The organism is Halalkalibacterium ligniniphilum (assembly GCF_000334155.1).
In the GTDB taxonomy this organism is placed as follows: Bacteria; Bacillota; Bacilli; order Bacillales; family Bacillaceae_D; genus Halalkalibacterium; species Halalkalibacterium ligniniphilum.
Map to the genome: position 1 here is coordinate 21,395 of NZ_ANNK01000087.1, position 13,356 is coordinate 34,750.

General features: G+C 36.2%; 13 protein-coding genes. 10 read left to right on the top strand and 3 right to left on the bottom strand.

What is annotated here, in order from left to right; genetic code table 11:
- Positions 1–212 precede the first annotated feature (212 nt).
- From BLT_RS0109420 to BLT_RS0109455, 8 genes are all read left to right on the top strand, one after another.
- Positions 213–524, top strand: coding sequence for a hypothetical protein (locus BLT_RS0109420; RefSeq protein ID WP_017727542.1), 312 nt, complete (start codon positions 213–215; stop codon positions 522–524).
- A 136-nt stretch (positions 525–660) separates the two neighbouring features.
- The gene (locus BLT_RS0109425) at positions 661–1,536 is read left to right on the top strand and encodes a LysR family transcriptional regulator (RefSeq protein WP_017727543.1); all 876 of its coding nucleotides are present in this window, start codon (positions 661–663) and stop codon (positions 1,534–1,536) included.
- A gap of 190 nt (positions 1,537–1,726) precedes the next feature.
- On the top strand, positions 1,727–2,299 hold the full coding sequence (locus tag BLT_RS0109430; protein ID WP_017727544.1) for a UbiX family flavin prenyltransferase: 573 nt from the start codon (positions 1,727–1,729) through the stop codon (positions 2,297–2,299).
- 208 nt (positions 2,300–2,507) lie between these two features.
- Positions 2,508–3,551: a Bug family tripartite tricarboxylate transporter substrate binding protein gene (locus BLT_RS0109435; RefSeq protein ID WP_017727545.1), complete on the top strand. Its 1,044-nt coding sequence runs from the start codon at positions 2,508–2,510 to the stop codon at positions 3,549–3,551.
- 69 nt (positions 3,552–3,620) lie between these two features.
- Positions 3,621–5,117: a tripartite tricarboxylate transporter permease gene (locus tag BLT_RS0109440; RefSeq protein WP_017727546.1), complete on the top strand. Its 1,497-nt coding sequence runs from the start codon at positions 3,621–3,623 to the stop codon at positions 5,115–5,117.
- A complete protein-coding gene (locus BLT_RS0109445) occupies positions 5,117–5,602 on the top strand; it encodes a tripartite tricarboxylate transporter TctB family protein (protein ID WP_017727547.1) in 486 nt (161 codons plus the stop codon). Before BLT_RS0109440 ends, BLT_RS0109445 begins: the two co-directional genes overlap by 1 nt.
- Before the next feature lie 205 nt (positions 5,603–5,807).
- On the top strand, positions 5,808–5,900 hold the full coding sequence (locus tag BLT_RS24945; protein WP_017727548.1) for an SDR family oxidoreductase: 93 nt from the start codon (positions 5,808–5,810) through the stop codon (positions 5,898–5,900).
- A gap of 103 nt (positions 5,901–6,003) precedes the next feature.
- The gene (locus BLT_RS0109455; RefSeq protein WP_152414321.1) at positions 6,004–6,690 is read left to right on the top strand and encodes an isochorismatase family protein; all 687 of its coding nucleotides are present in this window, start codon (positions 6,004–6,006) and stop codon (positions 6,688–6,690) included.
- 64 nt (positions 6,691–6,754) lie between these two features.
- On the opposite strand, the gene BLT_RS0109460 is transcribed toward BLT_RS0109455, so the two are convergent.
- Together BLT_RS0109460 and BLT_RS22660 are read right to left on the bottom strand one after the other, a co-directional pair.
- Entirely contained in the window at positions 6,755–7,645 is an 891-nt protein-coding gene (locus BLT_RS0109460) for a LysR family transcriptional regulator (RefSeq protein WP_017727550.1), read from the bottom strand.
- A gap of 30 nt (positions 7,646–7,675) precedes the next feature.
- Positions 7,676–8,758, bottom strand: a complete 1,083-nt coding sequence (locus BLT_RS22660; RefSeq protein ID WP_338035656.1) for an HAD-IA family hydrolase — start codon at positions 8,756–8,758, stop codon at positions 7,676–7,678.
- Positions 8,759–8,942: 184 nt separating this feature from the next.
- On the opposite strand from BLT_RS22660, the gene BLT_RS0109470 reads away from it, so the two are divergent.
- Together BLT_RS0109470 and BLT_RS0109475 are read left to right on the top strand one after the other, a co-directional pair.
- On the top strand, positions 8,943–10,382 hold the full coding sequence (locus BLT_RS0109470; protein WP_017727552.1) for a UbiD family decarboxylase: 1,440 nt from the start codon (positions 8,943–8,945) through the stop codon (positions 10,380–10,382).
- Positions 10,383–10,565: 183 nt separating this feature from the next.
- Positions 10,566–12,056, top strand: a complete 1,491-nt coding sequence (locus tag BLT_RS0109475) for an aldehyde dehydrogenase family protein (protein ID WP_017727553.1) — start codon at positions 10,566–10,568, stop codon at positions 12,054–12,056.
- Positions 12,057–12,146: 90 nt separating this feature from the next.
- On the opposite strand, the gene BLT_RS0109480 is transcribed toward BLT_RS0109475, so the two are convergent.
- Positions 12,147–13,013, bottom strand: coding sequence for a hypothetical protein (locus BLT_RS0109480; RefSeq protein ID WP_017727554.1), 867 nt, complete (start codon positions 13,011–13,013; stop codon positions 12,147–12,149).
- Positions 13,014–13,356: the final 343 nt, after the last annotated feature.

Genomic DNA, 13,356 nt, shown 5'->3' on the forward strand with positions numbered 1-13,356 from the left:
AAGAAATGAACACTTGCCGTTCCTCAATAATGGTAAGTGTTTTTTTTGTTTTTTATAGATTTATAGGCTATTATCAATTCTTTAATAGACGTATTAACAATATAAACAGCTACTTAAAATAGATATTAAATACAATGTTAGTACATTTAAAAAGGTGATTAAGAAAAATCAGAGAATAATATGTAGATAAATTTAAAAGGAGGTTTTTTGAAATGAAGGTTAAAATTTTTATTGAATATTGGGTCAAAAAGGAAAAGCGTGCGATGTTTTTTCAGCTAATTCCCCAATTGAAAGAGTACCATGAAGATAAATGGAATATTAATGATTTTGAAATTTTCGAAGGTACGGAGCAAAAAAATTTATTTGTTGAGGAATTCCATATAGATAATGAAGAACAATATCACGAAATAAAAGATGATCGGTTACAAGAAAATGATCCCTTTTTCAGTACAATGCATGAGTGTATTAAAGGTGGTAAAGAAAAAGTAAATATTTGGGCTTTTCGAAAAGTTGACGAAATGTAGCTAAGTTTTCAATCAAATGCAAATAGCTCATTTTGTTTTTCGGTAAGCAAGTTTCAAGGTGATCTCTATACAACGTGGTAGAAGAGATGCATGAATTGTGAATGATTATTTAAAATCCAAACAAAGGAGGGCCTTTATGGATTTTCATCAGTTAAAGACGTTGCAAAAATTGGATCGAGAAAAAAGCTTTAGTCGAACATCAAAAGAGCTGGGAATTTCCCAACCAACAGTTACGACACGTATTAAAATGCTAGAAAAAGAATTAGATGAAAATCTTGTATTGAGGACAGGGCAAAAAGCGATATTAACAGATGCTGGAAAGAGGTTTTTGACGTATATAGACCGTGCACTTCAAGTCTTTCAGTTTGGTGTAGACCGACTAGCAAACAATGAGCAGAATATTTCCATTGCTGCAACACCAACGATTAATACCTTTATTCTACCCCGCAAGATAAAAGAAGCACGGAAAAAAGAGCCGAACGTAAAATTGAAATTCATCACGGGTTCTTCAAATGAAATTATTCAAATGGTAAAAGATGAGCTGGTTGATATTGGATTAATACGAGGAAGCGCTGAAGATCATGAGATCGAAACATTTCAGTTATTTGAAGAAGAACTGCATTTGGTGCATTCTAGGCAACATCCTTTTCAACATTTAAAAAACATCACCGTACATGACCTCACGAGTGAAAATATTATCGTTTATCGACGTCTATCCGGCACCTACAAACTTATAAAAGAGGCTTTCCGAAAAGAAGGGGCTCGATTAAATGTGTCAATGGAGTTAGAGCATGTCATTACTGTTAAGCAAATGGTTTTAGCGGGAATGGGGCTGGCTTTTCTGCCGGAAAGTGCAATAAAGAAAGAAATGGCAAACGGGGAATTAGTGAAAAAAAATTTAATCAATACAAAAATAATACGCGAAGTGTCTCTCATCTATAAAAGAGAAAATCATTCCGTTATCTCTTCGAATATTTTTAAAATGTTAAGGGACATATTTAAAGAAGCTTAATTTGTATTCTTCACACAAGCGTTGCCCATGATCTAAATAGGTTAAAGGAGGCTGTTACAACTGAATAAATTATTAATGAAGGTATTAATGATATGACTGCGAGCAGTCATTGACTTATAGAAGCAACATGAGTAAATTTAAACTAAGAATTAAAAATATTTAGAAAAATCAATCGAAGGAAGTGGGATTAGTGAGAATCATTGTAGGGATGTCGGGGGCGACTGGAGCAATTTATGGGATAAAAATGTTAGAAGCACTTGGTTCAGTAGGTGTAGAAACACATCTTGTCATGTCTAAATGGGCAGAAACAACGATAAAGCTAGAAACAAATTATACAGTTGACCAAGTAAAAAGTTTAGCTTCCACTGTCCATGGCACGATGAATCAGGCAGCATCTATTTCAAGCGGATCATTTCGAGTGGATGGTATGATTATTGCACCTTGCAGTATGAAAACACTTGCTTCCATTCGAGTGGGTATGTCGGAAGGACTTTTAGGAAGGGCTGCAGATGTAGTTTTGAAAGAAAGAAAAAAATTAGTACTGTTAACAAGAGAGACACCACTGAATGATATTCATTTGGAAAATATGCTAGCCTTATCTAGAATGGGTACCGTCATTTTACCGCCAGTTCCTGCTTTTTATAATCATCCTTCTTCGATTCAGGACATTGTCAATCACATTGTTGCAAGAACTTTGGATCAATTTGAAATTGACAACGTACTTACTAGAAGATGGAAAGAAAGTACGATGAAAATTATTTAAAAACGATAAAATCAACTAGTTACTAGTCCATTAAACAAACAAATAGCAAATTAAAAGAAAGCGAGATAAAAGAGCCTTCAATTTTGTGAAATATTTCACAAAATGTAGAAAGGTGTAGAAGCAAAGGGGAAAATTAAATATCTCTGTCGAACGAAATTAAAAAATGTAAGCGTATACAAGATTAATATAAAAATAAGGAGGTTTTTCATTGAACAATAAAAAGTTTTACAAGTATTACAGTCTGTTACTTGTTGGCTCTATTTTTTTAATCTTAGCTGCTTGTTCAGGAAATTCAAATCAACCGATGGCAAGCTCAAATGAAGAAAGTGATAGTGATGAAGTTTCTAGCAATGAAGAAGTGGAATTCCCAAAGAAAAATATAACCTTTGTAGTTCCCAATTCACCAGGAGGTGGATTTGATACAACAGGACGTCTCCTAGCAGAATATTGGTCAAAGTATTTACCAAATGCTAATTTCATGATTGATAATAAGCCGGGAGCTGGAGGTAGAAGTGCATATCGAGCTGTTGAAAGGGCAAATCCAGATGGGTATACGATTGGAATATTCAATGTTCCTGGAATCTTACCTGATATGATATTTGCTGATGATGATATTAATGTGTTGGATATGGAATGGATCGGAAGAGTTTCAGAAGTACAATATATGGCAGCTGTAAGTAAGGATTCAGACATAGAAACAATAGATGATTTAAGAAATGCTGGTCTTGTAACGGCAGCCCAAGGAAATCTTGTGTCAGCAGGTACGATAGGCATGCTTATCTCTGCTAACACATTAGGATTTGATATAGAGTTAATCCCTCATGATGGAGGAAGTGAAGCAATTTTATCAGTTGTTAGAGGAGATATAACCTGGACACAGTTTCCAATTGGTACGATAGCTCCAAATGTTAAAAGTGGAGATATTACACCACTTTGGGTGTACTCAAATGAAAGATTAGAAGAATTTCCCGATGTACCAACGATTGGTGAATTAGGTAACCCTGACCTGGTGGATTTAGTATCTTTACACCGTGCTATTGCGGTTACCCCAGGAACACCTGAAGAAATTTTAAACATACTGCGCGAGTCATTTATGAAAACAGTTGAAGATCCCGAGTTTCAAGAAAAATTAACAAACCTTGAAGGGGGAAAATCTGATCCATTAGACCATGAAGGAATCGTGGAAATTATTGAGAACGGAATTAAGAATATAGAAGAAAATAGGGATTTAATTGAGATCCTATACGAGTAAAGATTGCTTTTTGAAAGTGGGTCTTCATAAATTTGAAGACCCACAAATTCTGATCTTGGAGGTTAAACCATGTGGGAACAAGCGTTAATGGCTCTGCAATCTTTTATAACTTGGCCTAGTCCGCTCTACTTACTTTTAGGTGCTACACTTGGCTTTGTATTTGGTGTTATTCCTGGTTTAGGTGGTACGCAAGCATTGGCGCTACTTTTGCCTCTTACACTTACTATGAGTCAAGAACATGCAATTATAACTTTAATAGGTGTGGTTGGCGCCTCTACTTTTGGTGGTTCCATCACCGCCATTCTATTAAACACACCTGGTACAAGTCAGAATGCAGCAACGGTTTTTGATGGTTATCCCTTAGCCAAACAAGGAAAAGCGGGGGTAGCTCTTGGGGCTGCAGCAACTGCATCCTTAATGGGGGCTGTTGTTGGAGTGATTATTCTCACATTAATTTTACCTTTTGGACGATATATTGTTTTAGCGTTTTCATACCCCGAATATGTCATGATTGCTTTAATGGGTCTTAGCGTCATAGCTGTTGTTTCCCAAGGAAGCATGTGGAAAGCATTAATAGCTGCAGGGCTTGGCTTTATTTTTGCAGCTGTTGGGAATGATCCGATTACTGGAGAATTGCGATTTACATTTGGGATTGATTATTTATACGACGGGATAAAAATGGTGCCAGCTTTAATCGGATTGTTTGCGATAAGTGAAGCATTTAAGCTGATGTTAGAAAAGGGGACAATTTCAAAAGAGAAGGTACCTCTTGGGATAACAGGCGTTTGGGAAGGAGTAGGCTCCGTTTTTAAAAATTTTGGTGTGTTTTTTCGTAGTTCGATAATCGGGACAATTATTGGAATTATCCCAGGTGTGGGTGGAACCGTAGCAAATTTCATCGCATATGGTCAAACCGTCCAAACATCAAAAAATAAAGAGATGTTCGGTAAAGGTGACATAAGGGGTGTTATTGGCCCAGAATCTGCAAATAATGCAAAAGATGGTGGTGCTCTAGTACCAACATTAATTTTTGGTATTCCAGGTAGTGCGGAAACGGCTGTACTATTGGGAGCTTTAATTTTGCATGGAATTCAGCCAGGGCCAAGGATTATGCTAGACCATCCAACTTTAATTTTAGAGCTTATCTACGCACTATTGGCTGCCAATATTGTAGTCAGCACATTAGGAATTTTCTTAGCACCTCAATTAACGAAATTGACAAAACTACCTGTCATGTTAATCGCGCCAAATATTTTAGTTGTTTCCTTACTTGGAGCTTACATGACTCAATTCGAGCATGGAGATGTTGTGGTTGCCCTCTTATTTGGTCTATTAGGTTACATTATGTATCGATTTGGCTTTTCAAGAATTCCGTTAGTCATTGCGTTAGTGTTAGGTGGGTTACTCGAATCAAATTATCATCAAACGATAAAATTATTTGGTGTTGAAGGATTTTTCAATCGTCCTTTATCACTAGCGTTGTTTCTGGTGACAATTTTGATGCTATCTTTCCCGCTTATAAAAAAGTTTAAGAAATCACCAAAGGATTCGGGGGTTGGAATGTGATGAAGCAAAAAAGTATAGATCGGCATATATTTTCCATGTTCTTAATTTTTTTCTCATTAACTACGATTGTTATAAGTTTAGATTTTAGAAGTATTGCAAGGGTGTTTCCGCTCACGTTTGGTATCTTCACTTTTGTTTTGGTTTTCTTGCAATTCTTGTCAGATCTATTTCCTAAAAATAAAATTTTTGGGTTCATGAGAACGCAAGGACTGGCTGGGAATGCAAACTTTAACTCTAAAAGTGATGATGAACAAAAGGAGAATATAAATACAAAAAATGAATGGAAGACAGTGTTTAACATATTTATTTGGTTACTAATCTTTGTCATTGTCATTCGATATGTCTCGTATTTTATTGTTGTGCCAATCTTTTTATTTCTCTTTTTAAAGTTCTTAAGCAAAGAAACGTGGAAAACATCCTCCCTTGTAGCCATTTGCGCGGGAGCTGTTGTCTATCTATTATTCGGTTTGGTTCTAGGAAGGTAATAACTAGGAGCGAAGCCAAAAAAATGTATTTGCCCTTGTTCAATGGAATGGTTAAACGGACCGCGAAAGTTTAGTGAATAAATGTTTGATGGAAAAATGTGGGAATAAACGATTATTAAACAAAGTTGCGATTAAGAAACAATTAGATTAAGAGAGAGAGCAGGGTGCGTCAAGAGCTTGAAAAAGTGTACAGAGACAAAAAAATTTGTTAGGGGCGGCAGTTTTTCTTTCATCAAATGAAAGTGATTTTATTACTGGACAAACAATGATTGTTGATGGTGGCGGACATATGATCTGATGCTAGTAAAGGGACATTGTGACCAAACTTCAAAGAGGGATTTCAAAAACCGCAAGTACTAAAACGGTGCTTTTTAAAAGGCAAACTATTTTTGATAAGGGGGATGAGGCGATTGGATTATTCCTGGAAAGATGTGATGCCTAAATCAGAGCGACTTCTTTATTCAAAAACTTTTAGTCAAACAAATGATTTAGGGATAAAGCCTGCTCTATTAGTGATTGATTGCACCTATGCATTTACGGGTACACGAAAAACGACCATTGAAAAAGCGATAGAGGAAGTGCCTACAGCTTGTGGGGAAATGGCGTGGGAAGCGATTCCATATATTCAGCAGTTATTGTTCGTTATTCGAGAAAAGCAGCTTCCGATCATTTATACAAAGAATGATGTTGAAAGCCAGTTAATGGTTGGAAAAGCAACGAAATCAATAAGGCAAGTTGACCTTGACCCTTATTATCAATTAATACCTGATGAAATAAGGCCAAGCGATGGTGAATGGGTATTACAAAAACCAAAAGCAAGCGCATTTTTTTCTACATCGCTTGTTTCGTATTTGTATCAAAAACAGATTGACAGCCTTATTATTTGTGGTGCGACAACGTCAGGCTGTGTACGAGCGACAGCTACGGATGCCTGTTCTTATGGTATTTCTACTTTTGTAGTAGAAGAAGCGTGTTTTGACCGGTCATACTTCGCTCATTGTGCCAATTTATTCGATATAAATGCAAAGTACGCCTCAGTCATTTCATTTAACACGTTGAACGAACAATTATTACAAATGGATCAATAAACGAGCAAAATGATTTGAATCGTGATGGAAGTAAAGTAACTAGGGGAAGTTTACATTCCTCTAGTTACTTTGCTATGGACGTGCAAGCAATATAATCCCAAAACTGTTGAGAATGAATCGATAGTGGCTTTTTGCTATTACAGATGAGCAAGGTGTCTCTAGAAACTTTTAATGGAGGCTTCAGAGGCACAATTTTAATCGTTTCTTTTGATTCCTCATCATTTACTGCCGCTAAAGGAATAAAGCCAATGCCCTCATTTTCAAAGACTAATTGTTTAATTGTCTCTAAATGATCAAATTCCATACCCATATCTGGATGGATGTGATGTTCGTCGAACCAATTAGCAATTGTTGACCAGTACCTTGACTTACGGTTAAAAGGTAACACGGTTTCATTTTTAAAATCTTCAGGCGTTACATACGGTTTCTGTGCAAAAGGGTGATGAACATGAACAATTAAAACAATTGGATCGGAGCTAAGAAGTAATGATCTCACTCCGTTATGAAAAAGTGGGCCTTTGATAATTCCTAGATCTGCTTTTCCATTTATGACCCAATCGATAATTGTTGTTGAGATCGAAGTCCTTACATTAATTCCGATATGCGGGTGCTCTTGATGAAAGGATTGTAAATAGTTTGGCAAAATATAGCTTGCAGCAGTGGATATTGATGCTAAATGGATTCTGCCAGTTGTTTTTTTAACATTTTTTAAGTCTTCCACGCCTTCATTAAGAATCTTTATCGTTTTTTGTACATAAATAAGCATTTTTTTGCCTTCAGGTGTTAATTCAATTCCTCTACCATTTCGAAAAAACATTTTGTAACCGATTTCTTTTTCAAATACACGAATGCGGTTAATAATAGAAGATTGACTAACATACAGTTCGTCAGATGCCTTTTGAATACTCTTCACTTTTGCTAACTTTACAAATGTTTTTAAAAGCTCTAAATCCAAAATGGTTTCCTCCTAATTTATTTACTATTTTCACTGAATGGGTGTAATGTAAATCGAATCATAAAACCGAAGATTCAACGTTTGTTGTAAATGAAGGGGTGATATGATTTCAATTTTAAGAGGGTCATATTCTTTGAGCTCTGGACGAAGGATATAAGCTTGCTGCTTCATCGAATGTGCATGAATCATAACTGGATATAGGGTTGCATGACAATATTTTCCGTTAAATGATAATTGTATGGAAGGGGTAGATTTGAAAAAAGATTCTAGCTTAAGCAAAGAAGATGTAATCAGTGAAAGATTAAGAGTACCAGGGTACGGTTGCTGCTGTGTCAAACGTTCGATTTCATTTCGGACTGCGTTCTGTGATAAAAAATCTGTGGCCTTATTTAATCCTTTTGTGTATCTGCCTTGAAGAATGTGGGTGGCGAGAATTGCATTTTGGTTATCAATTTTTAATAAAAAGGGAAGATCGGATGTGGTTTCTAGAATAAAATCTGCCTCCTCTCTTTCCAACGTTTCATAAGAGGAGGTCCCACTTAATACTCCTACAGTAGTAACTTCTGCTCGTTTTCCAGCTTGAATATCTAACGGTGTGTCACCCACAAACAACGTCTCTTCTTTTGAGCTATTTAAGTTCTTTAAAGCAAGGAGAATTCCTTCAGGGTTTGGTTTTTTCAACGTGACATGATCTCTTGTAACGACGGTGTCAACATATTGTAAAAGTGGGCTTATTTTTTTCAAATGTAACACCTCATTGCCTGAAGAAGTTACAATGCCGATTTTATAGCCGCTTTTTTTAAGTTCCTTTAAGAGAGAGAAGGTTTTTGGGAAGATTTTAACATTTTTATGAAAGAGATCTTCCCACATTTCCTCCCTCTTTTGCTTAAATAATGTGATGTTTTTCTCTTTATCACTTGAATGATTTGAAAAACAAAAATCAAAAAACGATTTCCCATCATTTACTACGGATAACAAATGTTCTTGTTTAACGAGGGGAAATCCCAATTCTTTACATATTTCGTTAGCGATAGAGCAAAAGGCTTGAAATGAATCGATAAGAGTACCATCAAGGTCAAAAAGAATTGTACGAACCTTCTTAATCTCATTGATAGGACGTCACTTCCTTAAAAGTAATATAAATCTCATTCTTATTTATTAATAAATAAGAAAATTCAGTATTTTAAATAATCATATCAAAAGGATGCTAATGATGGAAGACTTGAAAACTGGTACGCTTAATTTGTAAGAAAACATACTATTCAAAAAAGTATACATTAAAAGGAGATGTGGTTGAATGGCGTACAAGGATTTACGGGAGTATTTAGAAACGTTAAAAAAACACGAGAAATTAAAAGTGATTGATAAAGAAGTAGATAAGGATTGGGAAATTTCAGCAGTTGGACGGGTAGCATTCCAATCAATCAATCAAAAGGATCGTCCAGCGCTTATGTTTACAAATGTAAAAGGCTATAATACACCCGTTGTTTTTGGAATTTTAGGAGGTTCTCGTGAAATTTATTCTTTAGCCTTAGGAACGACAGAAGACAAAATTCAGGAAAAGTGGGCAGAAGCACAACAACGTCCGATTGAACCAAATATTGTTCAAACTGGGCCTGTGAAGGAAAACATCCTAAAAGGGGACGAAATAGATGTTTTTAAATTTCCTGTTCCCACATGGACAAGGGAGCATGACCCAGCTCCTTACTTAACATCTCCATTTATTTTTACAAAAGATCCCGAAACTGGTGAACAAAATGTCGGTACTTATCGAGTTCAGTTAAAGGAAAAAAACAAGCTCGGGGTTTGGGTTAATTTCGTTCAACATGCTCGAAAACATGTGGAAATGTACGATGAGCGTAATGAACCTACACCTGTTGCTATCGTTTTGGGTACAGACCCAACGATTGGTCTTTGCTCTGTTGCAAGAACCGTTTATGGGTTAGATGAAGTTGCTGTTGCTGGTGGTTTGCGTGGGGAAGCGGTCGATTTAGTTAAATGTGAAACCGTCGATCTTCATGTTCCAGCAACTGCAGAGATTGTGATTGAAGGATACTTCCGACCGAATGAATTAGAAATTGAAGGTCCATTTGGAGAATATCCTGGGTACATGGGTCCAAAGGCAATGTCTTATGTCATGGATGTTACGTGTATTACACACCGGAATGATCCGATTTATCAAGCATTCTTAAGTCAGATGCCACCGAGCGAATCGAGTATGATTCGTAGCATCGGGCGCGAAGCAGCGATTTACAAAACATTAGTGAAGGATCTACGTTTACCAGTTAAGGATGTTCATTTACTTGAAGCTGGCGGTGCGGCGGCTTATCTTGCCATCTCAATGAAAAAAGAGCATGAAGGACAAGTGCGGCAAGTTATGCTTGGAGCATGGTCTGTTGACCCGACGCTTGCGAAATTCTGCGTGGTAGTAGATGAGGATATTGATATTAGGGATCAATTTATGCTGAACTGGGCATTATCATGGCGTGTTCAACCTCATAAGGATATTTTCATTGTAGAGGATATGCCTGCTGTGCGGCTAGATCCATCGCAAGCAGCAGATGAAGTAACACAGCTCGATAAGTCAAGAAGAACCTCATCAAAAATGGGGATTGATGCGACAAAAAAACATCAGTTCCCAGCGATTGCGATGCCTCCAGAAGAGGATTTGAAAAAAGTAAGAAGCAATTGGGGCTCGTATTGGAATACAGAAAATTTAGTGAAAACACATTTATAACATCTGTAGGACCTAATAAAAAGCAATTGAAATAAAAAAATTTCAAAAAAAGACACGGCGAGGCTTGAGATAACTCATAGGAACGTCGTGTCTTTTTGTGAAAAAAGCAAATGATTGGGTTTGTTATAGGTAAAAGCTAGTACATTAAATCATTATGTTTCATCGAAAACGGGGGCGGTCTGAATGGCTAATGGTATAGTAAATGGACAAATAACGTTAGACCAAATTAGAGAGAAAACCTATTTTCCTATGCTAATAGGAGGCGAAAAAGTAGAGAGTGTCTCAGGTGAATGGATGGATGTATATTATCCTGGAGATGGTCAATTATTAGCAAAAGTCCCTTCTGGTAACAACCAAGATGTGGAACTAGCTGTTGAAAATGGCTTGGACGCATTTCAATCGTGGAAGAAAGCACCTCCGATGCAGCGCAGTCGTCTTTTACTAAAGTTAGCTGATCTGTTAGAAGAAGAAATTGAATATTTAGCGTTCATTGATTCGATAGATAGTGGCAATCCAGTGACTGCAATGAAAGAAGATATTTATAAAGCAGCTCGTCAGATCCGGTATTATGCAGGGCTAGCCATGGAAATGAAAGGAGATACTTTACCTTATAATGGAACGGTAATGAATGCTACGATTCGTGAGCCCTATGGTGTTGTAGCTAGAATGATCCCTTTTAATCACCCCCTTATGTTTGCAGCTGGGAAAATTGCAGCTCCTCTAGCTGCTGGTAATACGGTCATTTTAAAACCAGCAGATCAGACACCCATTTCCCCTTTAATTTTTGGTGAGCTGGCTAATAGAGTGTTACCACCAGGTGTATTGAACATTGTTACGGGAACGGGAATGGCTGTAGGAGAATCGATAGTAAAGCATCCAAAGATAAAAAGAATTGCATTTACAGGTGGTATTTCTACTGGTAGAAAGGTATTACAATCAGCCGCTCAGCAAATGAAGGTTGTTTCACTCGAATTAGGCGGTAAAAATCCAATGCTTGTTTTTCCTGATGTGGACATTAAAGAAGTCGTTCGTTCTGCCATAAAAGGGATGAATTTTAATGTCTGTCAAGGACAGTCATGCGGTTCAACAGCTCGAATTTATGTTCATAGCTCCATCTTTGATCGTTTTTTGTCTGAATTAATTGAGGGAGTGAAAGAAATTGAAGTGGGTATACCGTTTGATCCTGCCTGTAAAATGGGTGCGTTAATTTCACATGAGCACCTTGAGAAAGTTCATGGGTTCGTCCAACGAGCGATTGAGCAGGGGGCGGAAATCGTTTTAGGTGGTGAGAGAGTGGTAGCTAGCCCCTATAAAAATGGTTATTTCTATCCACCTACTATTTTTAAAAATGTTACTCAAGGGATGGAGATTGCGAAAGAAGAGGTTTTTGGTCCGGTTATATCAGTTTTAAGTTGGGACAGTGAAGATGAGTTATTGGCGTTTTGTAATGATAGTGAATATGGACTGACGGCAAGTATTTGGACAAATGATATACGAAAAGCTTATCGTTTTGCAAATGAAATCGAATCTGGATATATATGGATAAATGAAAGCTCAGCACGTTATGTAGGCACACCATTCGGAGGCTACAAGGAAAGTGGGATTGGTGTTGAAAATAGCATTGAAGAAATGTTTAGTTATACGCAAATTAAGACAATAAATGTTTCACTTTAAGCGAGAGCAAATAAAATGGGACAAAGTAAAAACACCCCCTAAATCGTATGAGTCATTTAAACGATTTTGGAGGTGTTTTTAATTGGTGGGCTACGCAAGAAGTCTGTCATTAATTAATTTCGGTGCGAAATAAGTATCAAAATTCACCTCTGATTTTTTATTTATATTTTTATCAAACAAGCTGAAACCGATTTCTCCTTCAGGAAACTGAATATATTTTCCGTTGTGATTTTCTTCAAACGTTTTGAGCGATTCTCTGTTTTGCTCAACTGTTTCCTGCGAGATAAATTGTTCAAGTAATTTATTAAAAGGCATCACAGTTAAATTTAAATATTTCTCTCCAAACGTAAATTCGTTCGAAATGAATTCATGGATTTTTTTCATTGAGTGCATCGTATTATCTAGACTAAGGGCTTGCTTGTACAAGATCCAATTCATCTCGCTATTTAGTAGGGTTAATTGGTTAATATCGCCTTTCTCTAAAAATAGACGTTCTTGAATCTTTTCTTTCTTAAAGGTTTGTAGTTCTGTAATTTTTTCTTTTAATTGCTCTTGTCCGTCAAAAATGACGGTTAACATATGCTTAATATTCATAAGATCATCTTCAAATCCTCTGAATGGTGTGCTGTATTTTTTGTTGATTTTTTCTAAATTAAAAGATAATTTTTCGAAGGCTGCAAGAGGGCGTTTTGTTACACATTTTTGAAAATGCTCCAAGCTTTCAGTGAGTATCGACCCTGTTTGAACAAAATCTTTTAAAATGGGCAATGCCTCGTTTTTTGTGACAAGGGAACCGTTCTCATCGATAACAAAATACCCTTTTTCCGTAATATACCCATAATAGTAATTGCGGTTATTTAAGGTTAGACCATAGGGACAAAGCTCATATTCATCGTCTTCTTTCAATAATCGTTTTACGTGATCTTCTACATCTATTAATGTATTACTTTTCACCATCAATCTTCACCTCTTCTTTTGATTACTTGATTATGCTACTTGAATTGTATTTTACTCGTTTGTGTAATAGATTAGTGCCTGAGCAAGAGCTAGTGCTTATCGATTATCAAAACATAGATATAGAGTTTATTTAAATGATATATAAAATAAATTAATTATACAATTCAGAATTTTAATTGTAGTATAAAATCTGTAAAAAGTTAATAGGAAAATAGCAAAATCTAATTTTTTAAAGGGAACTTAGGAACGGTTAATTTTTTCTTTGTCTAAATGTTTCCTATGAAGGAACGTTGATCTTGTATGATAATCAAGGATAATTTAGAATTTTTAATAAATAGACTGA

Excerpts from the sequence above, each read along its gene's own strand:
- BLT_RS0109470 (WP_017727552.1), top strand. The coding sequence starts at position 8,943 with ATGGCGTACAAGGATTTACGGGAGTATTTAGAAACGTTAAAAAAACAC.
- BLT_RS0109455 (WP_152414321.1), top strand. The coding sequence starts at position 6,004 with ATGAGGCGATTGGATTATTCCTGGAAAGATGTGATGCCTAAATCAGAG.
- BLT_RS0109475 (WP_017727553.1), top strand. The coding sequence starts at position 10,566 with ATGGCTAATGGTATAGTAAATGGACAAATAACGTTAGACCAAATTAGA.
- BLT_RS0109440 (WP_017727546.1), top strand. The coding sequence starts at position 3,621 with ATGTGGGAACAAGCGTTAATGGCTCTGCAATCTTTTATAACTTGGCCT.
- BLT_RS0109445 (WP_017727547.1), top strand. The coding sequence starts at position 5,117 with ATGAAGCAAAAAAGTATAGATCGGCATATATTTTCCATGTTCTTAATT.
- BLT_RS0109480 (WP_017727554.1), bottom strand. The coding sequence starts at position 13,013 with ATGGTGAAAAGTAATACATTAATAGATGTAGAAGATCACGTAAAACGA.
- BLT_RS0109420 (WP_017727542.1), top strand. The coding sequence starts at position 213 with ATGAAGGTTAAAATTTTTATTGAATATTGGGTCAAAAAGGAAAAGCGT.
- BLT_RS0109425 (WP_017727543.1), top strand. The coding sequence starts at position 661 with ATGGATTTTCATCAGTTAAAGACGTTGCAAAAATTGGATCGAGAAAAA.